This is a genomic window from Microbacterium sp. JZ101, assembly GCF_053903175.1.
In genome coordinates this window covers 717,674-742,686 of record NZ_CP096400.1, presented here as the reverse complement: position 1 = coordinate 742,686, position 25,013 = coordinate 717,674, and the positions used below count along the sequence as shown (strand labels likewise).

General features: G+C 73.0%; 21 protein-coding genes. 14 read left to right on the top strand and 7 right to left on the bottom strand.

All coding sequences use genetic code 11. The annotated features are described in order from the left end of the window. The first annotated feature begins 231 nt into the window (after window positions 1–231). From M1D56_RS03345 to M1D56_RS03310, 8 genes are all read left to right on the top strand, one after another. Window positions 232–1,965, top strand: coding sequence for a nitrite/sulfite reductase (locus M1D56_RS03345; protein ID WP_282980192.1), 1,734 nt, complete (start codon window positions 232–234; stop codon window positions 1,963–1,965). Further along, window positions 1,962–2,705 (top strand): phosphoadenylyl-sulfate reductase, encoded by a 744-nt coding sequence (locus M1D56_RS03340; protein ID WP_271174430.1) that lies wholly within the window; start codon window positions 1,962–1,964, stop codon window positions 2,703–2,705. The genes M1D56_RS03345 and M1D56_RS03340 overlap by 4 nt, the downstream gene beginning before the upstream one ends. Beyond that, window positions 2,702–3,634, top strand: coding sequence for a sulfate adenylyltransferase subunit CysD (cysD, locus tag M1D56_RS03335; protein ID WP_271174429.1), 933 nt, complete (start codon window positions 2,702–2,704; stop codon window positions 3,632–3,634). The genes M1D56_RS03340 and cysD overlap by 4 nt, the downstream gene beginning before the upstream one ends. Next, entirely contained in the window at window positions 3,634–4,950 is a 1,317-nt protein-coding gene (locus tag M1D56_RS03330) for a sulfate adenylyltransferase subunit 1 (RefSeq protein ID WP_456284684.1), read from the top strand. The genes cysD and M1D56_RS03330 overlap by 1 nt, the downstream gene beginning before the upstream one ends. Then, entirely contained in the window at window positions 4,943–5,737 is a 795-nt protein-coding gene (gene cobA / locus M1D56_RS03325) for a uroporphyrinogen-III C-methyltransferase (RefSeq protein WP_309299977.1), read from the top strand. Before M1D56_RS03330 ends, cobA begins: the two co-directional genes overlap by 8 nt. Then, window positions 5,734–7,086: an FAD-dependent oxidoreductase gene (locus M1D56_RS03320; protein ID WP_282980190.1), complete on the top strand. Its 1,353-nt coding sequence runs from the start codon at window positions 5,734–5,736 to the stop codon at window positions 7,084–7,086. Before cobA ends, M1D56_RS03320 begins: the two co-directional genes overlap by 4 nt. Further along, the gene (fdxA, locus tag M1D56_RS03315) at window positions 7,083–7,403 is read left to right on the top strand and encodes a ferredoxin (protein ID WP_282980188.1); all 321 of its coding nucleotides are present in this window, start codon (window positions 7,083–7,085) and stop codon (window positions 7,401–7,403) included. Before M1D56_RS03320 ends, fdxA begins: the two co-directional genes overlap by 4 nt. Window positions 7,404–7,987: 584 nt before the next feature. Beyond that, window positions 7,988–8,431, top strand: a complete 444-nt coding sequence (locus tag M1D56_RS03310; RefSeq protein ID WP_271174752.1) for an RrF2 family transcriptional regulator — start codon at window positions 7,988–7,990, stop codon at window positions 8,429–8,431. Window positions 8,432–8,440: 9 nt separating this feature from the next. On the opposite strand, the gene M1D56_RS03305 is transcribed toward M1D56_RS03310, so the two are convergent. Together M1D56_RS03305 and M1D56_RS03300 are read right to left on the bottom strand one after the other, a co-directional pair. Further along, on the bottom strand, window positions 8,441–9,367 hold the full coding sequence (locus tag M1D56_RS03305; protein WP_456284683.1) for a sulfite exporter TauE/SafE family protein: 927 nt from the start codon (window positions 9,365–9,367) through the stop codon (window positions 8,441–8,443). A 99-nt stretch (window positions 9,368–9,466) separates the two neighbouring features. Then, window positions 9,467–10,090 (bottom strand): NUDIX hydrolase family protein, encoded by a 624-nt coding sequence (locus tag M1D56_RS03300; RefSeq protein ID WP_271174750.1) that lies wholly within the window; start codon window positions 10,088–10,090, stop codon window positions 9,467–9,469. Window positions 10,091–10,138: 48 nt separating this feature from the next. On the opposite strand from M1D56_RS03300, the gene M1D56_RS03295 reads away from it, so the two are divergent. Then, a complete protein-coding gene (locus M1D56_RS03295; RefSeq protein ID WP_455968885.1) occupies window positions 10,139–10,774 on the top strand; it encodes an alpha/beta hydrolase in 636 nt (211 codons plus the stop codon). A 245-nt stretch (window positions 10,775–11,019) separates the two neighbouring features. Next, window positions 11,020–12,663 carry an ABC-F family ATP-binding cassette domain-containing protein gene (locus M1D56_RS03290; RefSeq protein ID WP_324012390.1) on the top strand — a complete coding sequence of 548 codons (1,644 nt, stop codon included), beginning with the start codon at window positions 11,020–11,022 and terminating at the stop codon, window positions 12,661–12,663. A 51-nt stretch (window positions 12,664–12,714) separates the two neighbouring features. On the opposite strand, the gene M1D56_RS03285 is transcribed toward M1D56_RS03290, so the two are convergent. Further along, complete coding sequence (locus M1D56_RS03285; protein WP_456284682.1) at window positions 12,715–15,396, bottom strand: hypothetical protein; 2,682 nt, start codon at window positions 15,394–15,396, stop codon at window positions 12,715–12,717. Between the two features lie 253 nt (window positions 15,397–15,649). Between M1D56_RS03285 and M1D56_RS03280 the strand changes: the two genes are divergently transcribed. Genes M1D56_RS03280 through M1D56_RS03270 form a run of 3 tightly spaced genes read left to right on the top strand, consistent with a single transcriptional unit; the run spans window position 15,650 to window position 21,519 of the window. Next, entirely contained in the window at window positions 15,650–20,230 is a 4,581-nt protein-coding gene (locus M1D56_RS03280; RefSeq protein ID WP_456284681.1) for an ATP-dependent helicase, read from the top strand. Further along, entirely contained in the window at window positions 20,230–21,030 is an 801-nt protein-coding gene (locus tag M1D56_RS03275) for a DNA-formamidopyrimidine glycosylase family protein (protein WP_271174745.1), read from the top strand. Before M1D56_RS03280 ends, M1D56_RS03275 begins: the two co-directional genes overlap by 1 nt. A gap of 60 nt (window positions 21,031–21,090) precedes the next feature. Further along, complete coding sequence (locus M1D56_RS03270) at window positions 21,091–21,519, top strand: rhodanese-like domain-containing protein (protein WP_282980516.1); 429 nt, start codon at window positions 21,091–21,093, stop codon at window positions 21,517–21,519. A gap of 38 nt (window positions 21,520–21,557) precedes the next feature. Here the strand turns inward: M1D56_RS03270 and M1D56_RS03265 are convergent, their stop codons facing one another. After that, a complete protein-coding gene (locus tag M1D56_RS03265; protein WP_271174743.1) occupies window positions 21,558–22,085 on the bottom strand; it encodes a transferase in 528 nt (175 codons plus the stop codon). 68 nt (window positions 22,086–22,153) lie between these two features. Between M1D56_RS03265 and M1D56_RS03260 the strand changes: the two genes are divergently transcribed. Beyond that, a complete protein-coding gene (locus M1D56_RS03260; protein WP_456284680.1) occupies window positions 22,154–22,903 on the top strand; it encodes a LysR family substrate-binding domain-containing protein in 750 nt (249 codons plus the stop codon). A 5-nt stretch (window positions 22,904–22,908) separates the two neighbouring features. Here M1D56_RS03260 and M1D56_RS03255 read toward each other — a convergent pair whose 3' ends face one another. Genes M1D56_RS03255 through M1D56_RS03245 form a run of 3 tightly spaced genes read right to left on the bottom strand, consistent with a single transcriptional unit; the run spans window position 22,909 to window position 24,988 of the window. Further along, window positions 22,909–23,715 (bottom strand): tryptophan-rich sensory protein, encoded by an 807-nt coding sequence (locus M1D56_RS03255; protein WP_456284679.1) that lies wholly within the window; start codon window positions 23,713–23,715, stop codon window positions 22,909–22,911. 55 nt (window positions 23,716–23,770) lie between these two features. Further along, entirely contained in the window at window positions 23,771–24,256 is a 486-nt protein-coding gene (locus tag M1D56_RS03250) for a glutaminase (protein WP_456284678.1), read from the bottom strand. Between the two features lie 18 nt (window positions 24,257–24,274). Continuing rightward, entirely contained in the window at window positions 24,275–24,988 is a 714-nt protein-coding gene (locus M1D56_RS03245; protein ID WP_271174739.1) for a GTP pyrophosphokinase, read from the bottom strand. Window positions 24,989–25,013: the final 25 nt, after the last annotated feature.

The window sequence follows — 25,013 nt, the reverse complement described above, 5'->3', positions numbered from 1 at the left end:
CCCTCCACGGTACGGGCCGGCGCGCGGCGCGGCATCCGCCGTGCGGCGTATCCGCCATCCGTCGCGAGTCGCACGGCTGAGCGGATGGCCGCGCTGAGGCCCCGAGGACGACCTGCGTTGCGTCATGTGACGCTCTGTTTCGCCGCGTGTGACGGTCTGTTGCGCAGGCGCGCGAGCCCCTCACCCTCCGCTCCCTAAGCTCGACCCACATCGAGCGAGCGGGAGACGAGCATGACCTTGAGCGAGACCGGCACGCAGGCCGCACCGGCGGCGGCGCGCGGGGCGCGCATCCGTCCGCCTCGCCCGTCGAGCAAGCCGAACGGGCAGTGGAAGATCGACGGCACCGAGCCGCTGAACGCCAACGAGCAGTTCAAGCAGGAGGACAACGGCCTCAACGTGCGCGAGCGCATCGAGACCGTCTACGCGCAGGGCGGCTTCTCCTCGATCGACCCGACCGACCTGCACGGCCGCTTCCGCTGGTGGGGTCTCTACACCCAGCGCAAGCCCGGGATCGACGGCGGCAAGACCGCGACCCTCGAGCCGCACGAGCTCGAGGACGAGTACTTCATGCTGCGGGTCCGCATCGACGGCGGCCAGCTCACGACCGAACAGCTGCGCGTGATCGCGGGCATCTCCAACGACTTCGCGCGCGGCACGGCCGACCTCACCGACCGCCAGAACATCCAGCTGCACTGGGTGCAGGTCGAGGACATGCCGGAGATCTGGCGCCGCCTCGAGAGCGTCGGCCTGTCGACCACCGAGGCCTGCGGCGACGTCCCCCGCGTCGTCCTCGGCTCGCCCGTCGCGGGCATCGCGGCCGACGAGCTCATCGACCCGACCCCGCAGATCGACGAGATCACGCGCCGGTTCATCGGCGACCCCGAGCTCGCCAACCTCCCGCGCAAGTTCAAGACCGCGCTCACCGGCCATCCGAGCCAGGACGTCGTCCACGAGATCAACGACGTCGCGTTCGTCGCCGTCGAGCACCCCGAGCACGGCGTCGGCTACGACGTGTGGGTCGGCGGCGCGCTGTCGACCGTGCCGCGCCTCGGCGAGCGCCTCGGCGCATGGGCCTCCCCCGACCAGGTCGCCGAGGTCTGGTACGGCGTCGCGCGCATCTTCCGCGACTACGGCTACCGTCGCCTCCGCAACAAGGCGCGCCTGAAGTTCCTCCTCGCCGACTGGGGCGTGGAGAAGTTCCGCGAGGTCCTCGAGACCGAGTACCTCGGCTACCGCCTCGCCGACGGGCCCGCCGCTCCGAAGCCGCCGACCCCCGGCGACCACATCGGCGTGCACCGCCAGAAGGACGGCCTCTTCTACGTGGGCGCGACGCCCATCGTCGGGCGCTCGTCCGGCACGCAGCTCGCGGCTCTCGCCGACCTGCTCGAGGCGCACGGCTCGACACGGCTGCGCACGACCCCGCACCAGAAGCTCGTCTTCCTCGACATCGCCGAGGACCGCGTCGAGTCGCTCATCGCCGGACTCGACGAGCTCGGCCTCAGCGCGCGACCGAGCCTCATCCGCCGCGGCACGATCGCGTGCACGGGCATCGAGTTCTGCAAGCTCGCGATCGTCGAGACGAAGGAGAACGCGCGGATCGCCGTCCTCGAGCTCGAGAAGCGGCTCGCGGGGGTCGACCTCCCCGCACCCCTCAGCCTGCACATCAACGGATGCCCCAACTCGTGCGCGCGCATCCAGACCGCCGACATCGGGCTCAAGGGCCAGATCATCACGGATGACGACGGCAACAAGGTCCCGGGCTACCAGGTGCACCTCGGCGGCGGGCTCACCGCGCACGACCGCGAGGAGGCCGGGCTCGGCCGCACCGTGCGCGGGCTCAAGGTCGAGGCCACCGGCATCGCCGACTACGTCGAACGCATCGCCACCCGCTATGCGGAGAGCCGCGAGGGCGACGAGAGCTTCGCGCAGTGGGCCCACCGCGTCGATGAGGAGGTCCTGCGATGACCGTCAGCCTCGCGCCGCGTCTGCAGACGCGCCGCTCCGCCGCCGAGCTCGAGGCCCTCGCCGAGGCCGGCGCCGCCGAACTCGGCAGCCTCACCGACCACGAGGCCACGCCCGCGCAGGTCGTCGACTGGGTCGCGCGCAACTTCGGCCTCGGCGCCGTCGCCGTCGCGTGCTCGATGGCCGACGCCGCCCTTCCGCACCTCGTCGCCGAGCAGCTGCCCGGTGTCGACGTGCTCTTCCTCGACACGGGCTACCACTTCGTCGAGACCGTCGCGACGCGCGACGAGGTCGAGCGCCGCCTCGACGTCCGGATCGTCGACGTGCTCCCCGAGCAGACCGTCGCCGAGCAGGACGCCGCGCACGGCAAGGACCTCTTCGCCCGCGACCCCGCCCAGTGCTGCGCGCTGCGCAAGGTCGCCCCGCTCCACGACGCCCTGCAGGGCTACGAGGTGTGGTTCACGGGCGTGCGCCGCGAGGAGGCGCCCACGCGCGTCAACACGCCGCTCGTCACGTGGGACGCGAAGAACGGCCTCGTCAAGGTGAACCCGGTCGCCGCGTGGACGTGGGACGACCTGCAGGCCTACGCCTCGCTCCACCAGGTGCCGATGAACCTCCTGCTCAACTTCGGCTATCCCTCGATCGGATGCCGCCCCTGCACGAAGCCCGTCGCCCCGGGCGAAGACCCCCGCTCCGGCCGCTGGGCCGGACTCGACAAGACCGAATGCGGACTCCACACATGAGCGACACCCTGACCGCGACCGCCGCCGCGCCGGCCACGCGCCTGAGCACGCTCGACCTGCTCGAAGCGGAGGCCATCCACGTCATCCGCGAGGTCGTCGCCGAGTTCGAGCGCCCCGTGCTGCTCTTCTCGGGCGGCAAGGACTCCGTCGTCGTGCTGCACCTCGCCGCCAAGGCGTTCCTGCCCGGGCGCGTGCCGTTCCCCGTGCTGCACGTCGACACGGGGCACAACTTCCCCGAGGTCATCCGCTTCCGCGACGAGACCGTCGAGCGCCTCGGCCTCACGCTCGAGGTCGCGAGCGTGCAGGACTACATCGACGACGGGCGCCTCCTCGAGCGCGCCGACGGCACCCGCAATCCGCTGCAGACGCAGCCGCTGCTCGACGCCATCGCGGCCGGCAAGCACGACGCGGTCTTCGGCGGCGCGCGCCGCGACGAGGACAAGGCGCGCGCCAAGGAGCGCATCTTCTCCCTCCGCGACGAGTTCGGCCAGTGGGACCCGCGCAACCAGCGCCCCGAGCTCTGGAGCCTCTACAACGGCCGCCACACGCCCGGCCAGCACGTGCGCGTCTTCCCGATCTCGAACTGGACCGAGCTCGACATCTGGCGCTACATCGAGCGCGAGGGCATCGCCCTGCCGCCCCTCTACTTCGCGCACGAGCGCGAGGTCTACCGTCGCGACGGCATGTGGATGGCCGTGGGCCCGTTCTCCGAGCCCCGCGCCGACGAGACGGTCGAGACCCGCACGGTGCGCTACCGCACGGTCGGCGACATGAGCTGCACGGGCGCCGTCGAGTCGGCCGCCTCTGGCATCTCGGACATCGTCGCCGAGGTGGCGGTGTCGACCCTCACCGAGCGCGGCGCGACCCGCGCCGACGACAGGATCAGCGAAGCGGCGATGGAAGACCGCAAGAAGGACGGCTACTTCTGATGAGCACGCTCGCCCCCTCCACCCTCTTCCGGTTCGCGACCGCCGGGTCGGTCGACGACGGCAAGTCCACGCTCGTGGGACGGCTGCTCCACGACTCCAAGGCCATCCTCGCGGACCAGCTCGAGCAGGTCGCGCGCACCTCGCGCGAGCGCGGCTTCGCGGGCGCCGACGGCATCGACTTCGCGCTGCTCACCGACGGCCTGCGCGCCGAGCGCGAGCAGGGCATCACGATCGACGTCGCCTACCGCTACTTCGCGACCGCCGAGCGCAGCTTCATCCTCGCCGACTGCCCCGGCCACGTGCAGTACACGCGCAACATGGTCACGGGCGCCACGACGGCCGACGCCGTCGTCGTGCTCATCGACGGCCGCAAGGGCGTGCTCGAGCAGACCCGCCGGCACCTCGCCGTGACGGCGCTCCTGCGCGTCCCGCACGTCATCGTGGCGGTCAACAAGATCGACCTCCTCGGCTTCGCTGAGGACGCCTTCGCACCCGTCGAGCACCAGGTGCGCGAGGTCACCGACGAGCTCGGCGTCGCCGATGTGCACGTGCTCCCCGTCTCCGCCCTCGAGGGCGACAACATCGTCGAGCGCTCGGCGCGCACGCCCTGGTACACGGGCCCGTCGCTCCTCGAGCTCCTCGAGCAGCTGCCGGCCGCCGACGCCGAGGAGCGCGAGCTCGAGCCGTTCCGGCTTCCCGTGCAGATCGTCCTGCGCCCGCAGGGCGGCGTCTCGCCCGAGATCGCCGCGGCCGACCCCGACGCCGTCGAGCGCCTTCGCGACTACCGCGCGTCGGCTGGCCGCATCGCGTCGGGAACCGTGCGCGCGGGAGACCGCGTGCGCGTCCTGCCCGCGGGCATCTCGACCACGGTGACCGCGGTCGAGATCGCGGGCGTCGAGGTCGACGAGGCGGCCGCACCGCAGTCGGTCGCCGTGCGCCTCGCCGACGACGTCGACGCCGCGCGCGGCAGCGTGATCGTGGCGGAGGACGCCCCGCCGCAGCTTTCGCGCGAGATCGACGCGCAGCTGTTCCTCCTCGACGAGCGCCCCCTCACGCAGGGTGCCCGCGTGCTCGTCAAGCACGGCACGAAGACCGTGCAGGCGATCGTCGACGAGATCGTCGAGCGCCGCGACCTCGACTCCCTCGCGCACGTGCCGGCCGACCAGCTCGGCGCGAACGAGATCGGCCGCGCGCGGATCCGCCTCGCCGAGGCGCTCCCCCTCGAGCCGTACAGCGTGTCCCGCCACTCGGGCTCGTTCCTCGTCATCCGGCCCGCCGACGGCCACACGATCGCCTCCGGCACCGTCCGTGACTGAGACCGCGCGCCGCGAGGGGCGCGTCACCCTCGTCGGAGCGGGTCCGGGCGACGCCGGCCTCCTCACCGTGCGCGGCCTCCGCGCGCTCGAGAGCGCCGACGTCATCGTCGCCGACCGCCTGGGCGCGCGCGGCGTGCTCGATGGCCTCGCGGCCGAGGGCATCGAGCTCCGTGCGGAGGTCATCGACGTCGGGAAGACGCCGGGCCACCATCCGATCCCGCAGGAGGCCATCTCGGAGCTCCTCGTCGAGATCGCCCTCTCCGGGCGCGACGTCGTGCGGCTCAAGGGCGGCGACCCCTTCGTGTTCGGCCGCGGCGGCGAGGAGCTGTTCCGCTGCCGCGAGGCCGGCCTCCACGTCGAGGTCGTGCCGGGCGTCACGAGCGCGAGCGCCGTGCCGGCGATCGCGAGCATCCCCCTCACGCACCGCGGGCTCGCGACATCCTTCACGGTCGTCTCCGGGCACGACCAGATCGACGAGGTCGGCGGCGGCCGCGACCACACGGTCGTGCTGCTCATGGGCGTGGGCACCCTCCCCCATTCCGCGCATGTGCTGGGAGCCGGCCGTCGCGGCGGCGACTGCCCGGTCGCGATCGTGGAGGATGGATACGGGCCCCGGCAGCGCGTCACCTTCGGCACCCTGCAGACCATCGCGCACCAGGCCGCTCAGCGGAAGGTGCGCAACCCGGCCGTCGTCGTCATCGGCGACGTGGTCACCCTCAGCCCCTATGCACCATCCGAGCTCGTCGACGCGGTGCGTCGCGACTCCGAACGAAAGGCAGCCCTGTGAGCCTCGACAACCTGCGCGTCGCGATCGTCGGCGCGGGCCCTGCCGGGATCTACGCCGGCAACCTCCTCGCGAACGCCGTCGAGGAGGCGGGCGGATCGGTCTCGATCGACCTGCTGGAGTCGCTCCCCGCGCCCTACGGACTCATCCGCTACGGAGTCGCCCCCGACCATCCGCGCATCAAGGGCATCGTCAACTCGCTGCACGAGATGCTCGACTCGGGCCGCATCCGCTTCCTCGGCAACATCGAGGTCGGCCGCGACGTGTCGATCGAGGAGCTCCAGGAGCGGTACCACGCCGTCATCCTCGCGACCGGAGCCATCCGCGACGCGGCCCTCGACATCCCCGGCATCGACAAGGCCGGCTCGTACGGCGCCGCCGACTTCGTCGCGTGGTTCGACGGCCACCCGGATGTGCCGCGCACCTGGCCGCTCGACGCGCAGCAGGTGGCGGTCATCGGCAACGGCAACGTCGCGCTCGACGTCGCCCGCGTGCTCGCGAAGCTGCCCGAGGACCTCCGCTCGACCGAGGTGCCCGACAACGTCCTCGAGGGCCTCGAGGGCTCGGCGGTGACGGATGTGCACGTGTTCGGCCGTCGCGGACCCGCCGACATCAAGTTCACGCCGATCGAGCTGCGCGAGCTCGGCGAGGTGCGCGGCGTCGACATCGTGCTCGACGACGCCGACTTCGAGGGCGTCGACCCGGCCGCGGCGCCGAACAACCAGATGAAGATCATGCTCCGCACGCTGAACTCGTGGCGCGGACGCGAGCTCACCGGTGCTCCCCGCCGCCTGCACCTCCACTTCTGGCACGCGCCCGCCGAGGTGCTCGGCGACGAGCGCGTCGAGGGCATGCGGTTCGAGCGCACGCGCGTCGAGGGCGACCGGGTCGTCGGCACGGGCGCGTTCGTCGACTACCCGCTGCAGGCCGTGTACCGCGCCGTCGGCTACTACGGCACGCGCGTCGAGGGCGCGCCGTTCGACGCCACCCGCGGCGTCATCCCGAACGTCGAGGGGCGTGTCGACGGCGTTCCCGGCCTGTACGCCACGGGATGGATCAAGCGCGGGCCCGTCGGCCTCATCGGCCACACGAAGTCCGACGCGATGGAGACGGTCGAGCACCTCGTCGAGGACGCGGCCGCCGGATCGCTCACGGCCCCCGCGGCCGACGACGTCGTCGCGCTCCTCGACGAGCGCGACGTCGAGTACACCACGTGGCAAGGATGGCTCGCCCTCGACGCGCACGAGCGCACGCTCGGCGAGACGCACCGCCACCAGCGGGAGCGCGTCAAGGTCGTGCCCCGCGAGGAGCAGGTCGAGATCTCGCGCGCCGACGCGCTCGCACGCTCGTGACGTACGTCATCGCGCTCCCCTGCGTCGATGTCAAGGACCGCGCGTGCATCGATGAGTGCCCGGTCGACTGCATCTACGAGGGCGAGCGGTCGCTGTACATCCATCCGGACGAGTGCGTCGACTGCGGTGCGTGCGAGCCGGTGTGCCCGGTGGAGGCGATCTACTACGAGGACGACCTGCCCGACGAGTGGCAGGACTACTACAAGGCGAACGTGGAGTTCTTCGACGACATCGGGTCGCCCGGCGGCGCGTCGAAGGTCGGCGTGATCGAGAAGGACCACCCGCTCATCGCCGCCCTCCCGCCCCAGAGCGAGTAGGCCATCCGCGAAGGCCCCGGGCTTCGGCTCGGGGCCTTCGCCGTGCCACGATGCGCCCCCGGGTGGTGGGACTGCTGCCCCGTGGTGGCCGGGTCGCTGGTGGCAATCCTCCGGTGGCCACTCCTCCGCTGGCCACTCCTCCCCTGGCCAGGTCGCACTTCGCGGCCCTAAACGGCCGAATACCGACGCCAACTGCGACCTGAACAGCGACGGCCACCGCCAGGTCGCACTTCGCGGCCTCAAACGGCCAAATACCGACGCCAACTGCGACCCGAACGGCCACGGCCACCGCCGACACCCACCGCAACAGAACGCCCACACCACCGGCAGCGCCAGGTCGCACTTCGCGGCCCCAAACGGCCAAATACCGACGCCAACTGCGACCCGAATGGCCACCGGCACCGCCTGGGTCGCACTTCGCGGCCCCAAACGGCCGAATACCGACGCCAACTGCGACCCGAACAGCCACCGGCACCGCCACACCACGCCGCACCCACGCCCCACCACCACCGCCACCGCCACCGCCACCACCACCACCACCGACACCGGACGGAGAGCACCGGACCCCGTGCCATGATCGAGGGATGCGCATCTCCGCTCGTGCCGAATACGCCGTGCGCGCGTGCGTGCTGCTCGCGCGCGCGACGGAGCGCCTCGCCTCGCCGACGATCGCATCGGACGAGGGCATCCCCGCGAAGTTCCTCGAGGGCATCCTGACGTCCCTCGTGCGGGCCGGGATCGTGTCGAGCCGTCGCGGCGCCGGCGGCGGCTACGAGCTGGCCCGCCCGGCGGCCGAGGTGACCGTGGCCGACGTGATCCGCGCTGTGGATGGCCCGCTCGTCTTCGTCCGCGATCAGCGGCCATCCGACATGGCCGAGGAGGGCGCGCTCCTGCAGCTGTGGGTCGCGCTGCGCGCGAATGTGCGCAGCGTGCTCGAGGGGACGAGCCTCGCCGACCTCGCCGACGATCGGCTGCCGGCCGACGTCGCCGCGCTGACCGAGGACCCGGCCGCCTGGCAGAGCCCCTAGAGACCCGGTCTAGTCGGCGACGAGCGCGGGCTGCGCGGCCGGCGCCTCCGCGTCGGCCTTCTCGGCGCGACGCGCGATGAGGTGAGCGCGCACCGACCAGGCGACCGCCGCGGCCCACACGACGGCGATCCCGACGAGCGCGAGGTTCACCGTCGCGTCGCCCACCTCGAGGCTGCGCAGGATGGTCCGGGTGTTGGTCAGGACGATGATCCCGCCGACGAGGGACCCGAGGATGCGCGGCGGCAGCTTGCGCACGAGCCACGCGGCGAGGGGCGCCGCCGCGACGCCGCCCGCGAGGAGCGCGAGCACCCAGCCGAAGTCGAAGCCCGCGGAGCCGAGGCCGAGGAGGAAGCCGAGCGACGCCGCGATCGCGACGAGGAACTCGCTCGTGTCGATCGTGCCGATGACCTTGCGCGGCTCGAGGCGGCCGCTCGAGAGCAGCGCCGGCGTGCCGACCGGGCCCCATCCGCCGCCGCCCGAGGCGTCGAGGAAGCCGCCGACGATGCCGAGCGGCGCGAGGAACGCGAGCGGGAGCGGCTTGTCGGTGCGGCGCTTCGGGAGGCCCTGCACGGTGAACCGGACGAGGATGTAGGTGCCGAGGGCCAGGAGGATGCCCGACGTGAGCGGCGCGGCCGCCTCGGTCGACAGGCCCGAGAGGAACGTCGCGCCCGCGAAGGCGCCGAGCGCGCCGGGCACGCCGATCTTGAAGACGGTCTTCCAGTCGACGTTCCCGAAGCGCCAGTGCGAGATGCCCGACGCGAGCGTCGTGCCGATCTCCGCGAGGTGCACGGAGGCGCTGGCCGCGGCGGGCGCTGCGCCGATCGTGAGCAGCAGGGTCGTTGACGTGACGCCGTACGCCATGCCCAGGGCGCCGTCGACGAGCTGAGCTGCGAAGCCTGCGAGGCCGATCAGGGCGAGGAGCACGAGTGTCTGCATGCCGACGACGCTAGGGGCTATCCCCACCGTCGAGGTAGGACATTACGCGCGGCCGTAACACAGCGCGTCATACGGCGACACATGCAGTCGCCGCGGGGCTCAGCGGAGGGCGCCGACCGATGCCAGGGCCATCCGGATCAGCGAGCCGCGCCCGCCCTCCATCTCGGCGGCGAGCGCATCCGACGCCGCCTCGTCGGGTGTGAGCCACGTCACCTCGAGCGCGTCCTGACGCGGCTCGCACGTCCCGGTCACGGGCACGACGAACGCGAGCGACACGGCGTGCTGGCGGTCGTCGTGGAACGCCGTGACGCCCGGGATCGGGAAGTACTCCGCGACCGTGAAGGGCGTCGGCTGCGGCGGCAGCAGCGGGAACGCCATCGGCCCGAGGTCGTTCTCGAGGTGCCGGAACAGCGCGTCGCGCACGGTCTCGCCGTAGCGGACGCGGCCGGAGACGATCGTGCGCTTGATCTCGCCCATGCTCGAGGCGCGCAGGAGGATCCCGACGTCGGTCACCTGGCCCACGCCATCCGTGCGCACCGGGATGGCCTCGACGTAGAGCATCGGAAGGCGACGGCGCACGGCCTCGAGCTCGAACTCGCTCAGCCAGCCCGGGTTCGACGAGCCTCCCGGCACCGCGCCGATCCCGCTCGCGCCCAGGTCGGATGGCAGCTGCGGCTCCTCGGGGAGCTCTTCGGGATCGGGGTCAGGCGTGCGGACCGGCATGCGTCCTTTCTACCCCGGATGTCGCCGACGTGCGTCACGATGGAGACCATGGAAGCGACGCCTGCTCTGGACGACGCCGTCGTGCGCTGGTCAGGAGAGCCCGACGGCCGGCCCGTGATCGTGCTGCTGCACGGCTACGGCGCCGACGAGAGCGACCTCTTCGGGCTCTCGACGATGCTGCCCGACGCCTTCGTGTACGCGGCGGTCCGCGCCCCGCTCGGGATGCCGTGGCCGCAGCCGGGCTACTCCTGGTACCCGATCGAGGGCCTCGAGGGCCGCTCGCCCGAGCGCACGACCGAGGCCGCCCGCCGCTTCCTCGAGTGGGTCGACGCGGCGCTCGGCCCGGATGCCGTCGTGGGCCTCATCGGCTTCTCGCAGGGCGGCGCGATCTCGCTGCAGGCCATGCGGCTCGCACCCGAGCGCTTCGCGTTCTGCGCGAATCTCTCGGGCTACGTCACCCCGGGCGAGCTCGAGGGAGACGCGGCGCTCGCCGAGCGGCGCCCTCCCGTCTTCTGGGGCCGCGGGACGCACGACACGGTCATCCCGGAGGGGCTCATCGTGCACACGACCGACTGGCTGCCCGCTCACGCCGACCTCGCCGGGCGCATCTACCCCGGCCTCGGGCACGCCGTGTCGCCGGCCGAGCTCGACGACCTGAGGGTGTTCCTCGAGAAGCGGATCTGACGCCGACCCTGGCGCGCCCGCGACGGAGTGTGTACAGTGGTCGGGTCCTGTCCCCGAGGTCTGGAGAATCCGTTGAAGCTGATCGACGCTCACGCGCTCACGCGCTGAACCGTCGACGCTCGCCGTTCTCCCTCGGAACAACCGGGCCGGTCCTTCTCTCGGACCCGCCTAGAGCCGTCCGCCGAAGTCCTTCGGCGAGCGTCCGGTGTCAGTGCATCCGCACACTCGCACACCGGAGGTCCCTCATGCCCGCTCTCACTCTCGATCACCTGTCCTTCATCTGGCCTGACGGCTCGGTCGCCCTGTCGGACGTGTCCGGCACGTTCGGCGACGGACGCACGGGCCTCGTCGGCCGGAACGGATCCGGCAAGTCCACGCTGCTGCGGCTCGCGGCCGGCGAGCTGACCCCGACCAGCGGCCACATCGTCCGCACCGGAGACATCGCCTACCTCCCCCAGCGGCTCACACTCGATGTCGACCGCCCGGTCGCCGAGCTCCTCGGCATCGCCCGTCCGCTCGCCGCGCTGCGCGCGATCGAGTCGGGCGACGTCGACCCGGCCCACTTCGACGCCGTCGGAGACGACTGGGACATCGAGTCGCGCGCGCACGCCGCGCTCGCCGACGCCGGGCTCCCGCCCGAGGCGCTCGACCGCACGGTCGGGAGCCTCTCGGGAGGCGAGGCCGTGCTCGTGGCGATCGCGGGCATCCGCCTGCGCTCCGCCGCGATCACCCTGCTCGACGAGCCGACCAACAACCTCGACCGCGACGCGCGCCTCCGGCTGCACGACATGGTGCGGGGATGGCGCGGCGCGCTCGTCGTCGTGTCGCACGATCTCGAGCTGCTCGAGCTCATGGACGACACCGCCGAGCTGTACCGCGACGAGCTCAGCGTGTTCGGCGGCCCCTACTCCGCGTGGCGAGCGTGGCTCGACGCGGAGCAGGAGGCCGCCGCGCAGGCCGAGCGCGACGCCGACAAGGCGCTCAGGAAGGAGAAGCGCCAGCGCATCGAGTCCGAGGTCAAGCTCGCCCGCCGCGCACGCACCGCGCGGAAGGCCGAGGCCGAGAAGCGCGTCCCGAAGATCGTCTCGCACGGCCGGCGGATGGCCGCTGAGGTGTCAGCAGGTCGTCTCAGCACCGAGATGCGCGAGAAGGAGTCGGCGGCCCGGGAGGCGCACGAGGCCGCGGAACGGCGCCTGCGCGACGACGACGCGGTACGCATCGACCTGCCCGATCCGGGTGTGGCCGCCGGGCGCCGCGTCGCGACGATCGGCGACGGCGAGCGCTCGTGGGTCGTGCAGGGCCCCGAGCGCATCGCCCTGACCGGTCCGAACGGGGCAGGCAAGTCGACGCTGCTGCGGAGGCTGCTCGGCCTTCCGGTCGCGTGGTGCGACGAGGCCGTTCCGACGCCGGACGCCGAGCAGGCACGGCCCGGCGCCGGCCTGCACGCCGCGCTCCACGTCGAGCACGTCGGGTACCTGCCGCAGCGGGTCGACGGTCTCGTCGAGGAGGCGTCGGTGCTCGACGCCGTGCGCGCGGCCGCGCCGGACACACCCGACCGCGAGCTGCGGAACCGCCTCGCGCGGTTCCTCCTGCGCGGAGCGACCGTCGAGCGCCCGGTGCGGAGCCTCTCGGGCGGCGAGCGCTTCCGCGTGGCGCTCGCGCGGCTGCTGCTGGCCGATCCGCCGCCGCAGCTGCTCGTGCTCGACGAGCCGACCAACAACCTCGACATCGACACGGCCGAGCAGCTGCTCGACGCGCTCCGCGCCTACCGGGGCGCGGTGCTCATCGTGAGCCACGACGAATCCTTCCTCGCGCGGCTCGCTCCCGATGCGGTGCTCGAGCTGCGCGACGGGCGGCTGTCGGAGCGCGAGCTGGCCCCGGTCGCCTGACGGGCGACCGGAGAGGTGACGGCGGCGGCACATGCCGCCGCCGTCACCCGGTCACCACCAGTAGCCGTCGGAGGTGACCGTCACGGCGTCGCCGTCGATCTCGATGCCGCCGCTGAAGGAGATGTCGCGCTCCTCCGTGACCTCCTCGTCGTCCGAGAAGAATCCGGAGTCGATGTAGGTCGCCTCGGCGACGCCCTCCGAGGCGGTGAAGTACGTGCCGTCCTCCGCGATCTCGATCGACGGGTACGACGCGATGCTCCACGTCACCGGGGTGTCGTCCGGATACACGTACACCTGGAACGGGCAGTCCTCGGGCTGCCCGACGGCCTGCTCGGCGCATCCGTCGAGGAGGGCCTTCACCTGCGCGTCGACCTCGTCCTGCAGCGCCGACGTCGGGCGGAAGTCGATCTCGGCGGCCCCGCCCTCGAAGCCCGCCGGACCTGCCGCGATCACGCGGACCGGATCGGCCTCGAAGAACGCCGACGAGGCGGGCTCGACGTCGTAGGCGCCCGGATACACCGCGACGGTCGCCTGGCCCGACTCGTCGAACGGCACGTCCACGCCGCCGATCCGCGCTCCGCCGCCGTCGGCGTACACGAAGACCTCGGTCAGCAGCGGTGTCGCGACGCGCCAGCGCTCGAGCACGAGCCACTCGTTGTCGAGACGCTCCACCTCCAGCGACGCGCTCTGCTCGACGCCGTCGAGACGGTAGGTCACGTCGATGTATCGCACGTCTCCCTCGCCCGCACCATCCGCGACCTCGACGTCGGAGATGCGCTCCGCCGCGGCCGACAGCACCTCGTCGGTGAGGAACGCGCGCTCGGCGTTCGAGACGTTCGGGTCGACGAGCGCACTCGCGGCCTCCGCCTGTCCGTCGGCGATGAGGCCGACGTACTGCGCGACAGCGGCGGCGGGCCCCCGGCCGGCGTTCACGACCGACAGCGCGACGGCCGCGCCGACGCCGAGCACCGCCACCAGGGCCACGGCCCCGCCCGTCCACGCGAGCGCCTTCTTCGTGCGTGGGCTCATCGGAGCGGGCGGTGCCGGCGGCGCGGCCGGAGCCGTCACCGCGGCCTCGCCGGCAGCGCCGCCCGCGACCGGCGCCGGCGCGCCGCCGGAGAGCCAGGTCGCGACAGCCGCGCGCCCGCCGATGACCTCCAGCAGGCGAGGCGAGAGCCCGTACACGAGCGCCGGCAGCACCTGCGCCCCGAACGAGATCGCGGCGGCCCATACGAGGAGGACGAGCAGCGACCACCACGCGATCGACAGAGCGACCGTCCCCTCGCCGGAGAAGAACATCATGCTGCCTGCGTCCGCGGCCGACGCACCGAACAGCAGCAGCGCGAACACGATCCATCCGATCAGCGCGCCCGCGGGCAGCTGCCACATCCGCGCGAGGTCGACCTGCGCGCCGCGCGGCCGCCGCACTCCGATGCGCACCGCGGCGAGAACCGCCGTGACGAGCGCGACGAGCACGGCGAGCCACAGCCACCACTGCCCCGCGCCGAACACCGTGTAGAGCTCGCTCGCGCCGCCGAAGCCGCTCGTGCCGGCGCTCGCCTCGATGCCGCCCAGCTGGGCGATCACCGCAAGGGCCGCGGCGACGTTCAGGCAGAGGACGAGAAGCAGCGGGATGGCGCCGGCCATGTCCTGCTGGACGAGCCCGATCGCGCCGCCGATGATCGCGAGCGGGGTGAACACGACCGCGAAGATCGTCGCGACCACGAGCGGCTCGCGGATGATCGCCGGAAGCGCCCCGACGTTCCGGCGGATGGCCGCCACCAGGCCTTCGCCCTGCGCCGTGCGGCGTCCGAGCTCGCGACCGAGGAAGCCGGCCGCGGTGAGGAGGAGCGTGCCGACAGCGACGAGCCGGAAGCCCGCGCTCGTCAGCAGGAAGGATGATCCCGCCTCCTCGACCCGCGGCGACAGAATCGCGACGAGCAGGAGCAGGACGAGCGACGCGGCGAGTCCCGCCGCGGCGCTCGCGATGAGCCGATGCCACACGGTCTGCTGCGGATCGCGGCGTTCGAGACGCCACGACCACCACGCGGTCACGACGAGGACCGCGAGGGTGAGGACGAGCGGGAAGACCCATGCGGATCCGCCGCCGGACGCGCTGAACATGCCAGCGGATCCGCCCAGCTGCACGCTGATCTCGCCGCCCAGGACGAGTCCGGCGCACACGAAGACGAAGCCGATGAGCACGCCCGCGCCGGCGTCCGGCGAGGCGCTCGAGCCGCCCATGCTCTCGAACGCGTCGGCGAGGGGCGCGATCGCGGCGAGGGCGAGCAGGAGGCCGGCGACGATCGTCGTGCCGAGGGCGATCCCCGCGGTCGTGAGCGCCCCGATGAGAAGGGTCCGCGGCAGCTGCGTCGGGCGCAGCGACGGGAGGACCGCCGCGGGTGCGCCGGGTGCGGCGCCGTCGGGCGACGCGGCCTGCGGGGGCTCCGGCGGTCCGGGCTGAGGCGGCAGCGGCGGGACGGGCGGCACCGGCGGATGAGGCGGGCCGGGCTCGACGGGCGGCTCGGGCTGGCCGGGCTCGACCGGCGGCTCGGGAGCCGGTTCGACGGGCGGGGCCGGCGCGGGCTCCGGCTCGACCGGCGGCGCGGGCTCCGGCTCGACCGGCGGGATGGGCTCCGGCTCGACCGGCGGAACCGGCTCCGGCTCGACCGGCGGAACCGGCGGCTCGGGCTGGACGTCGTCCGAGGACGGCGGATGGTCGTTCATGGTCATGTGATTCCCCCCTCGTGGTGCGCGATCGCGCTCCATAGACATATCGGTGTCCGCCGACACCGCGCAATTCCGATGACACCGATATCCGGCATGCTGCGCGGGCCGCGTCGCCGTGGGAGCAGGAGAATCCGCCGAGCGAAGGACGATCCGTCAGGGGCCGTCCTGCGATGGGCGGATCCTCCTGCTCCGGGTCGGGTGAATCAGACCGCGATCGACCGAGCCTGATGTCGGCGGTCCGGGAGAGGATGGTTGCGTGGATGTGCTCGATCGGTTCGGCGAGGCGACGCGGGAGTGGTTCCGCGGCGCGTTCGCGGCGCCGACCGATGCCCAGCGCGGCGCGTGGGATGCCGTCTCGAAGGGCCGCCATGCCCTCGTCGTCGCGCCCACGGGCTCCGGCAAGACCCTGTCGTCGTTCCTGTGGGCGATCGACCAGGTGTTCCGCGAGAAGGCGCAGGATGACGCCGAGCGCACCCGCATCCTCTACGTCTCGCCGCTCAAGGCCCTCGGCGTCGACGTCGAGCGCAACCTGCGCTCGCCGCTCGTCGGCATCGCGCAGGCCGCGCGGCGTCTCGGGATCGAGGCGCCGACCGTGAGCGTGGGGGTGCGCTCGGGCGACACCCCGTCGGCCGACCGGCAGCGGCTCGTCCGGCACCCGCCGGACATCCTCATCACCACGCCCGAGTCGCTCTACCTCATGCTCACGAGCCAGGCGCGGGAGACCCTGCGCGGCGTGCACACCGTGATCGTCGACGAAGTCCACGCCGTCGCGGCGACCAAGCGCGGCGCGCACCTCGCGGTGAGCCTCGAGCGTCTCGACGAGCTGCTCGAGCGGCCCGCGCAGCGCATCGGGCTGTCGGCGACCGTGCGCCCCATCGACGAGGTCGCGCGGTTCCTCGGCGGGTCGGCCCCCGTCGAGATCGTCGCGCCGAAGGCGTCGAAGACCTTCGAGCTGTCGGTCACGGTGCCGATCGACGACATGCAGAACCCGCCGCCGGCCGCGGGCAGCGCGCCGCCCTCCGGCGCCGAGCAGGGCGAGGACGGCGAGGACTGGTTCCTTCCCGAGACCACCGAGATCACCGGGTCGGTATGGCCGCACGTCGAGGAGGCGATCGTCGACCGCGTGCTCGCGCACCGCTCGACGATCGTCTTCGCCAACTCGCGGCGTCTCGCCGAGCGCCTGACGGGCCGCCTCAACGAGATCTACGCCGAGCGGCTCGGCCTCGACCTGCCCGATCCCGCCGTCCCCGCCGCGATGATGGCCCAGGCCGGGCAGACGGCGGGCGCCGAGCCCGTGCTCGCCAAAGCGCACCACGGATCGGTCTCGAAGGAGCAGCGCGCCGTCGTCGAGGAGGAGCTCAAGTCGGGCGCGCTGCGGTGCGTCGTCGCGACGAGCAGCCTCGAGCTCGGCATCGACATGGGCGCGGTCGACCTCGTCATCCAGGTCGAGGCGCCGCCGAGCGCCGCGAGCGGCCTCCAGCGGGTCGGCCGCGCGGGCCACCAGGTCGGCGAGATCAGCCGCGCCGCGCTGTTCCCGAAGCATCGCGGCGACGTGCTGGACACCGCGATCGTCACCGAGCGGATGCTCCACGGCCAGATCGAGGCGATCGCCGTCCCGCAGAACCCGCTCGACATCCTCGCCCAGCAGACTGTCGCGGCCTCCGCGCTCGGCGAGATCGAGGTCGAGCGGTGGTACGAGATCGTCCGGCGCAGCGCCCCGTTCCGCACCCTGCCGCGCAGCGCGTTCGAGGCGACGCTCGACCTGCTCGCCGGCCGCTACCCCTCCGACGAGTTCGCCGAGCTGCGGCCCCGCGTCGTGTGGGACCGCGACGCCGGCACGATCGCCGGGCGCCCCGGCTCGCAGCGCCTCGCCGTCACGAGCGGCGGGACGATCCCCGACCGAGGCCTGTTCGGGGTCTTCATCGCGGGCGAGAGCCGCAACGCGCGCGTCGGCGAGCTCGACGAGGAGATGGTCTACGAGTCGCGCGTGAACGACGTCTTCACGCTGGGGACGACGAGCTGGCGCATCGTCGAGATCACGCACGACCGCGTCAACGTGCTGCCCGCGTTCGGCCAGCCCGGCAAGGTCCCGTTCTGGCACGGAGACGGGCTGGGCCGCCCAGCCGAGCTCGGCGAGGCTCTCGGCCGCTTCTCGCGCGAGATCACGAGCGCTCCCGCCGACCGCGCGGAGCAGCGCCTCATCGAGGCCGGCCTCGACGAGAAGGCGCGTGGCAACCTCCTCGCGTACCTCGCCGAGCAGCGCGAGGCGACCGGAACGCTGCCGACCGATCGCACGCTGACCGTCGAGCGCGGGCGCGACGAGGTCGGCGACTGGCGGATCATCCTGCATTCCCCCTACGGCATGCACGTGCACTCGCCGTGGGCCCTTGCCGTCAACGCGCGCATCCGCGAGCGCCTCGGCGTGGAGGGATCCGCCGTCGCGAGCGACGACGGCATCATCGCGCGCATCCCCGACACCGAGTCCGAGCCGCCCGGCGCCGAGCTGTTCGCGTTCGATCCCGACGAGCTCGAGCAGATCGTCACCGACGAGGTCGGCGGCTCCGCCCTCTTCGCGTCGCGGTTCCGCGAGTGCGCGGCCCGCGCCCTCCTCATGCCGCGCCTCAACCCGGGCAAGCGCATGCCCCTGTGGCAGCAGCGCCAGCGCTCCGCGGCGCTGCTCGAGGTGGCCAAGCGCCACCCGACCTTCCCGATCATCCTCGAGACCCTCCGCGAGGTCCTCCAGGATGTCTACGACCTGCCCGCGCTGCTCCGCGTCGCACGCGGGATCGGCGAGCGGCGCATCCGGCTCATCGAGACCGAGCCGTCGCAGCCGTCGCCCTTCGCGCGCGATCTGCTCTTCGGCTACGTCGGCGCGTTCATGTACGAGGGCGACTCCCCGCTCGCCGAGCGGCGCGCCGCCGCCCTGTCCGTCGACCCCGCGCTCCTGAGCGAGCTCCTCGGCAAGGTCGAGATGCGCGAGCTGCTCGACCCCGACGTGCTCGCCCAGTACGAGGCCGAGGCGCAGCGGCTCGCGCCCGACCGCCGCGCGCGCGGCGTCGAGGGCACGGCCGACCTGCTGCGCGTGCTGGGCCCGCTCGCGGCGGACGAGGTCGCCGCGCGCCTCGAGGACGCCGCCGACGCGTCCGCGCACCTCGCCGCCCTCGTCGACGCGCGTCGCGCCATCCGCGTGCAGATCGCCGGAGCCGACCGCTTCGCGGCGATCGAGGATGCCGGACGCCTCCGCGACGGGCTGGGCACCGCGCTCCCCGTCGGCATCCCGGTCGCTTTCCTCGAACCGGTCGCCGATCCGCTCGCCGACCTCGTGTCGCGGTATGCGCGCACACACGGGCCCTTCACGACCGACGCCGTCGCGACCCGTCTCGGTGTCGGCGCTGCGGTCGCGCGCCACACGCTGCAGCGACTCGAGGCGCAGGGGCGGCTGTCCAGCGGGTTCTTCCTGCCCGAGCGCGACGGCGTGACGCTCTCCGACGAGGTGGAGTGGTGCGATGCGGAGGCGCTCCGGCGCATCCGGATGCGCTCGCTCGCTGCGCTGCGCGGAAGCGTCGAGCCGGTCGCGCCCGACGCCTACGCGCGCTTCCTCCCCGACTGGCAGCACATCGTGCGCCCGCTCGAGGGGATCGACGGCGTGGTCGCGGTCGTCGACCAGCTCGCCGGCGTCCCGATCCCGGCGAGCGCCTGGGAATCGCTCGTCCTGCCCTCGCGGGTGCGCGACTACGCGCCGTCCATGCTCGACGAGCTCACCGCGACCGGAGAGGTCGTCTGGTCGGGGCACGGATCCCTGCCCGGGCGAGACGGATGGATCGCGCTGCACCCCGCAGACGCGGCCTCGTTCACGGTTCCCGACATCGACGGCGAGCTCGCCGAGGGCTCGCTCGAGGCGCAGCTCGTCGCGGCGCTCGCGGGCGGAGGCGCCTACTTCGCGAGCCAGCTGCGCGAGGCGACGGGAGCCGAGAACGAGCAGTCGGTCGTGGAGGCGCTCTGGAACCTCGTCTGGACGGGGCGCGTGACGAACGACACGTTCGCGCCGCTGCGCACGCTCCTCGGCGGCGGCTCGCAGAGCCACAAGGTCGCGCGCCGCACCCCCCGCGCGCGGATGTACCGAGGAGCGACCTTCCGCCCGACGGCGTCGGCGCCGCCGCGGCCGCCCGCGCTCGGCGGACGCTGGTCGCTCGTCCCCCGGCCCGAGCCGGATGCCGCGGCGCGCGCCACCGCGAGCGCGTCGCTCCTCCTCGACCGCTACGGCGTCGTCACGCGCGGATCGGTGCAGAGCGAGCAGGTGCCGGGCGGCTTCGCGCAGGTCTACCGCATCCTCGCCGGCTTCGAGCAGGCCGGCCACTGCCGACGCGGCTACCTCATCGAGCAGCTCGGCGCGGCGCAGTTCGCGGCGTCCTCGACGATCGACCGGCTCCGCCAGTTCGCCGCCGTGCCAGAGCCCGCTCCGCTGCGCGCGTTCACGCTCGCGGCGACCGACCCCGCGAACCCCTACGGCGCGGCACTCGGATGGCCCGCGCTCGAGGCCGTCAAGCACCGCCCGGGCCGCAAGGCGGGCGGCCTCGTCGTGCTCGTCGACGGCGCCCTCGTCCTCTACCTCGAGCGCGGCGGACGCACGGTGCTCCAGTTCGCCGACGACGAGGAAGTCCTCGCCGCGGCGTGCCGCGACCTCGTCGCGACCGCACGATCGCGGCGGCTGGAGACCCTCACCGTCGAGCAGGTCAACGGCGAGTTCGTCTTCGGGACGACGCTCGGCCGGGCTCTGCGCGCGGCGGGTTTCGTCGAGTCGACGAAGGGCCTCACGCTGCGCCGGGAACGCGGCTGATGCCCGAGGGCGATACCGTCCACCGCGCGGCGCGTCGACTGCACGCCGCCCTCGCCGGCCGGGTGGTCACGCGGTTCGACCTCCGTGTGCCGCAGGCGGCGACCGCCGACCTGCGCGGCGAGACCGTGCACGAGGTCGTCGCGCGCGGCAAGCACCTCCTCCACCGCATCGGCGAGCACACACTGCACACGCACCTGCGGATGGAGGGCGAGTGGCATGTGTACGCACAGGGCGCCCGCTGGCGCCGCCCGGCCTATCAGGCGCGCGCGATCGTCTCCGCACCCGGCGTAGAGACGGTCGGATTCGAGCTCGGCATCGTCGAGCTGCTGCTCACGCGCGACGAGGAGGCGGCGGTCGGATACCTCGGACCCGACCCGCTCGCCCCCGACTGGGACCCGGACGAGGCCGCGCGGCGCCTCGCCGCCGACACACGCGCCGCGCACGTCGCGCTCCTCGACCAGCGCAACGTCGCCGGGTTCGGCACGGAGTACGTGAACGAGCTGCTCTTCCTGCGCGGCATCGCCCCCACGCGCCCGATGTCCGAGGTCGACACCGCGGCCCTCGTCGCGCTCGGCGCACGGACCATCCGGCGCAACGTCGATCAGCGCACGCGCTCGTTCACGGGAGACGCGCGCCCCGGCCGGGCGATGTGGGTCTACGGGCGCGACCGGCAGCCGTGCCGTCGCTGCGGGACGCCCATCCGCAAGACCGCGATGGGGCCCGACCCCACCCGCGAGCGCCGCGTGTACTGGTGCCCGCGCTGCCAGCCCGAGGCCGACGACGGCCGATCAGCGGCGTGATCCTGCCAGATGCGAGCGGATCGCGCGGCGGCCATCCGGCTCGCCGATAGCGTGCGTGCCATGACGAACTCCGCAGCCGCCGCCCACTTCCGCGCGAAGCTCTCCTTCGAGACCGACCCGTCCGACGTCTTCGCCGACCAGCAGGAGGGCACCGCGTTCGCCCTCGTCGACACCCGCTCGCAGGCCGCCTGGGATCAGGGTCATGCGGTCGGCGCGATCCACCTGCCCACGCGCGAGATCGCCGCGCGAGCTTCGGCCGAGATCCCGCACGGCACTCCGGTCGTCGTGTACTGCTGGAGCCCCGGCTGCAACGGCGGAGACAAGGCCGCGCTCGCGTTCGCGCAGCTCGGCTACGACGTGCGCCTCATGATCGGCGGCTTCGAGTACTGGGCGCGCGAGGGCTATCCCGTCGAGAGTGCCGACGGCCCGGTCGTCCGCGCGGCCGATCCGCTCGTCGCGCCGGTCGCGGCGCCGTCCTGCGCCTGCTGACAGCGAGACGGCCCCGGCTGAGCCGGGGCCGTGCGGCCTCATGCGGCGAGCAGGAAGCCCTTGCGGTCGGTGGCGACGGCTGCGCCGTCCCGGATGCTCTCGTCGTCGCCGATGCGGGAGCCGGGCGCGACCCGCGCGCCCTCTCCCACGGTCGTGCGCACGCCGATGTGGGCGTTCGCGCCGATCATGGCGCCGGGGCCGATGTGCGCCCCGACCTCGATCGTCGCCTTCGGCCCGATGAGCGCGTTGGCGTCGATCCACGCGCCGCGCGCGACGCGCGCGCCCGCGGAGATCCGCGCCCCCGGTTCGACATAAGCGCCCGCTTCCACACGCGCGTCCGGATGGACCTTCGCTCCTGTGGCGATCAGTCCACGTCCGTTCACGTGCTTGCGATAGCGCAGCAGTTCGCCGTGGTCATTCTCGATGTCGACGTAGTTCTTTCCCACGATGCCCTTCTGCGGCCCCGGGCGAGGCCGGACATCTGCGACAACGCCCGCGTCCCGGCAGGTATTCCCCTGAATGGACGCTTTCGCTGCTGCTCGATGCACCCGGCTCGACGGGGGCATTCTGGTGTTGATCGGCGGAATCGGATGGTCAGATCGCCTCGCGGGGTCGGCCCGCGTAGGCTTGCGGCATGGCGCACGGGAAGGGATCGGCACCTCGCCGCGGCGGCGCCGCCCGCGGCGGTGCGCGCGGCCGGTCCACAGGCGGACGCGCTCCCGGGCGCACGCCCCCCGCCCCGAAGACGCCGCCCGCCCCGAAGACGCCGCCCGCCCCGGAGCCGGAAGCGCCCCGCACCTTCCGTCTGGGCGCCGTGCCCGGCGCGACTCCCGGTCGCTGGGTGGATCGCTGGAGCAGCCGCAGGCCCGAGGTCGCCCTCGAGCTCGTGCCGCTCGAGGTCGCGGAGCAGCGCACGGCGCTCGACGACGGCCGCGTCGACGCCGCGATCGCGCGACGCCCGATCGATGACGACGGCCTCCACGTCATCGCGCTGTACGACGAGGTGCCGGTCGTCGTCATGTCGAGCGAGTCCGACCTCACGGTCGTCGACGAGCTCGAGGCGTCCGACCTCGACGGCTCGGTGCTCATCGTGCCGGGCGACGATGTGCTCGGTCCGTTCGACCTCCCCGGCACCGTGCCCCCGCGCTTCGACACGATCGAGACGACCGCGGATGCGATCGCGACGGTCGCCACGGGCGTCGGCATCGCGATCGTGCCGATGTCTCTCGCCCGCCTGCACCACCGACGCGACGTGACGTACCGGCCGCTCGTCGGCGGCCCGGTCTCGTCGGTCGTCTTCGCGTGGCGGCGCGACCGGGACTCCGCGGACATCCAGGACTTCGTCGGCATCATCCGCGGGCGCACGGCGAACTCCTCCCGCTGAGGCCGTCACGACGCCGCCCGCCGCGAGAACCGGAAGGCGAGCGTCGTGCCGAGCGCGATCACCGCGACTGCGGCGGCCGTCACGCCGATCGCGGTGCTCGCCGGCTCGCCCGAGAGCCGTGCGACGGCGAGCCACGAGAGCCCCCACGCGAGCGCGAGGGCGGGCGCCAGGCGGCCGCGGCCCCGCCATCCGATGCCGACGGCGATGATCGCGACCACCGCGAGCGCGACGACGCCCGCGACGGCGGCCGCGTCGGCCCACTCCTCCGGTGCCGTCCGGGTGAGCCACGCGGCCGTGTTCGCGACCGCTGCGATCGTGACCCAGCCGAGGTGGAGGCCCGTGACGCCGTCGATGAGAAGCGCGGGCAGCAGGCCCTCCCGCGCTGTGCGGACGGCGCGATGGAAGGCCAGGGCGAGCACTCCCGCGAGCGCGAAGATCACCGCGACGGTCGTGGGCAGGTCGGCGAACTGCGCCGCGAGCAGCCACAGCCCGTTGAGCACCTCCGACGCCGCGACCCACCAGCCCATCGCACGCTGGCGGACGTCTGCCCGCTGCTGCGGAAGCGCCTGCCACGCGGCATACGCGACGAGGCCGATGTAGATCGCCGACCAGATGGAGAACGCCGGGCGCGCGGGGGCGAGGTACGAGCCGTCCACATCGAGCGCGCCGCCCTGGAGATCCTGGACGGGCGTCCCGCCGAAGAGCCCTGCGCCGACCATCGCCGCGGCGATCATGAGGCACGTCGCGGCCACGACGGCGACCTGGCGGACGACGTCGCTGCGGTTCGCGTGCGCGGGAGACGAGGGGGTCATCCGCCCACGCTAACGAGCGCTCCGACCCCGATTCCGGGGGTTGACAGACCCCGGGTCAGGTGCGAGGCGCCGTGAGCAGGTCGATCTGCTCATCGAGGTAGGGAGCGAACGAGCGGAGGAAGCCCGCGGGCGACCAGCGCACGCTGAGCACGCCGTCCTGCCACGACAGCGGGCCATCCGCCCCGCCGTCGGCGACCGCGTCGACGTCGATCGCGGACCATCCGAGGTGGAGCGTCTCCCCCTCGGCGAACCCGCCGCGGAACGCCATCGCCCGCAGCTCCGCGCGCCGCCGCTGCGACTCGGCCGCGTAGCCGCGGCGCACCTCCTCGGCGGCGCGCAGGATCTCGCCCGTCGCGAGGAGCCCGTCGTCGGTCAGCAGGAGGACGCCGAGATGCCATCCCTCGCCGACCCGCACGATCCGCGGGCGCGCGCCGAGCGCTCCGCGCAGGCGCCCCGGCTCGCGCAGCTGCCCGAGGCCCTCGCGGGGGATGCCGCGAAGACGGCCGCGCGCATCGGCGAGCAGCGAGCGGAGGTCGTCCATCCGCCCCACGATAGTCCGCTACGCGGCGGTCGGCCCGTCGCCGCCGGAGCGCGGGAGGATCGACAGCGGCGCGATCGGGGCCGGGCGCTCACCGTGCAGCTCGCGGTGCAGGCGCTCCATCCGGTCGTCGAGCTCTGCGGCCGTGACGGCCGCGTCGCGCAGGCTGTCGATGAGCCGCGCCGGCACCTGCTTGTCGTACTTGTAGTAGATCTTGTGCTCGAGGCTTGCCCAGAAGTCCATCGCGATCGTGCGGAACTGCACCTCGACGGGAACCGACACCATGCCCGTCGACAGGAACACCGGCACCTCGACGATCGCGTGGAGGCTCTTGTAGCCGTTCGCCTTCGGATGGGCGATGTAGTCCTTGACCTCGCGCACGCTGATGTCGTCCTGGCTCACGAGCAGCTCGAAGAGCCGGTACGCGTCGGTCACGAAGCTGCAGGTCACGCGGACGCCCGCGATGTCGAGGATGCTCGCGCGGATGGCCTCGATCGTCGGCTCGATGCCCTTGCGGTCGGCCTTCTCGGCGATGCTGTCCATCGACTTGAGGCGGCTCGAGACGTGCTCGATCGGGTTGTAGGCGTGCTGGTGCTCGAAGTCCTCGCGGAGGATGGAGAGCTTCGTCTCGATCTCGCGCATCCCGAAGCGGTACTCGTTGAGGAAGCGCTGCATCTCATCGCGGAGCGAGCGAGCGTGCTCCAGCATGTCCTCGTCGACGGGGATCGAGCTCATGAGGCCCACGCTAGGGTCGCGCGCT

Coding starts and splice junctions, on each gene's coding strand:
- M1D56_RS03250 (WP_456284678.1), bottom strand. CDS start 24,256: ATGGACGACCTCCGCTCGCTGCTCGCCGATGCGCGCGGCCGTCTTCGC.
- M1D56_RS03265 (WP_271174743.1), bottom strand. CDS start 22,085: ATGCCCCCGTCGAGCCGGGTGCATCGAGCAGCAGCGAAAGCGTCCATT.
- M1D56_RS03300 (WP_271174750.1), bottom strand. CDS start 10,090: ATGCCGGTCCGCACGCCTGACCCCGATCCCGAAGAGCTCCCCGAGGAG.
- M1D56_RS03330 (WP_456284684.1), top strand. CDS start 3,634: ATGAGCACGCTCGCCCCCTCCACCCTCTTCCGGTTCGCGACCGCCGGG.
- M1D56_RS03295 (WP_455968885.1), top strand. CDS start 10,139: ATGGAAGCGACGCCTGCTCTGGACGACGCCGTCGTGCGCTGGTCAGGA.
- M1D56_RS03340 (WP_271174430.1), top strand. CDS start 1,962: ATGACCGTCAGCCTCGCGCCGCGTCTGCAGACGCGCCGCTCCGCCGCC.
- M1D56_RS03275 (WP_271174745.1), top strand. CDS start 20,230: ATGCCCGAGGGCGATACCGTCCACCGCGCGGCGCGTCGACTGCACGCC.
- M1D56_RS03290 (WP_324012390.1), top strand. CDS start 11,020: ATGCCCGCTCTCACTCTCGATCACCTGTCCTTCATCTGGCCTGACGGC.
- M1D56_RS03245 (WP_271174739.1), bottom strand. CDS start 24,988: ATGAGCTCGATCCCCGTCGACGAGGACATGCTGGAGCACGCTCGCTCG.
- cysD (WP_271174429.1), top strand. CDS start 2,702: ATGAGCGACACCCTGACCGCGACCGCCGCCGCGCCGGCCACGCGCCTG.
- M1D56_RS03270 (WP_282980516.1), top strand. CDS start 21,091: ATGACGAACTCCGCAGCCGCCGCCCACTTCCGCGCGAAGCTCTCCTTC.
- M1D56_RS03260 (WP_456284680.1), top strand. CDS start 22,154: ATGGCGCACGGGAAGGGATCGGCACCTCGCCGCGGCGGCGCCGCCCGC.
- M1D56_RS03305 (WP_456284683.1), bottom strand. CDS start 9,367: ATGCAGACACTCGTGCTCCTCGCCCTGATCGGCCTCGCAGGCTTCGCA.
- M1D56_RS03345 (WP_282980192.1), top strand. CDS start 232: ATGACCTTGAGCGAGACCGGCACGCAGGCCGCACCGGCGGCGGCGCGC.
- M1D56_RS03285 (WP_456284682.1), bottom strand. CDS start 15,396: ATGACCATGAACGACCATCCGCCGTCCTCGGACGACGTCCAGCCCGAG.
- M1D56_RS03310 (WP_271174752.1), top strand. CDS start 7,988: ATGCGCATCTCCGCTCGTGCCGAATACGCCGTGCGCGCGTGCGTGCTG.
- M1D56_RS03255 (WP_456284679.1), bottom strand. CDS start 23,715: ATGACCCCCTCGTCTCCCGCGCACGCGAACCGCAGCGACGTCGTCCGC.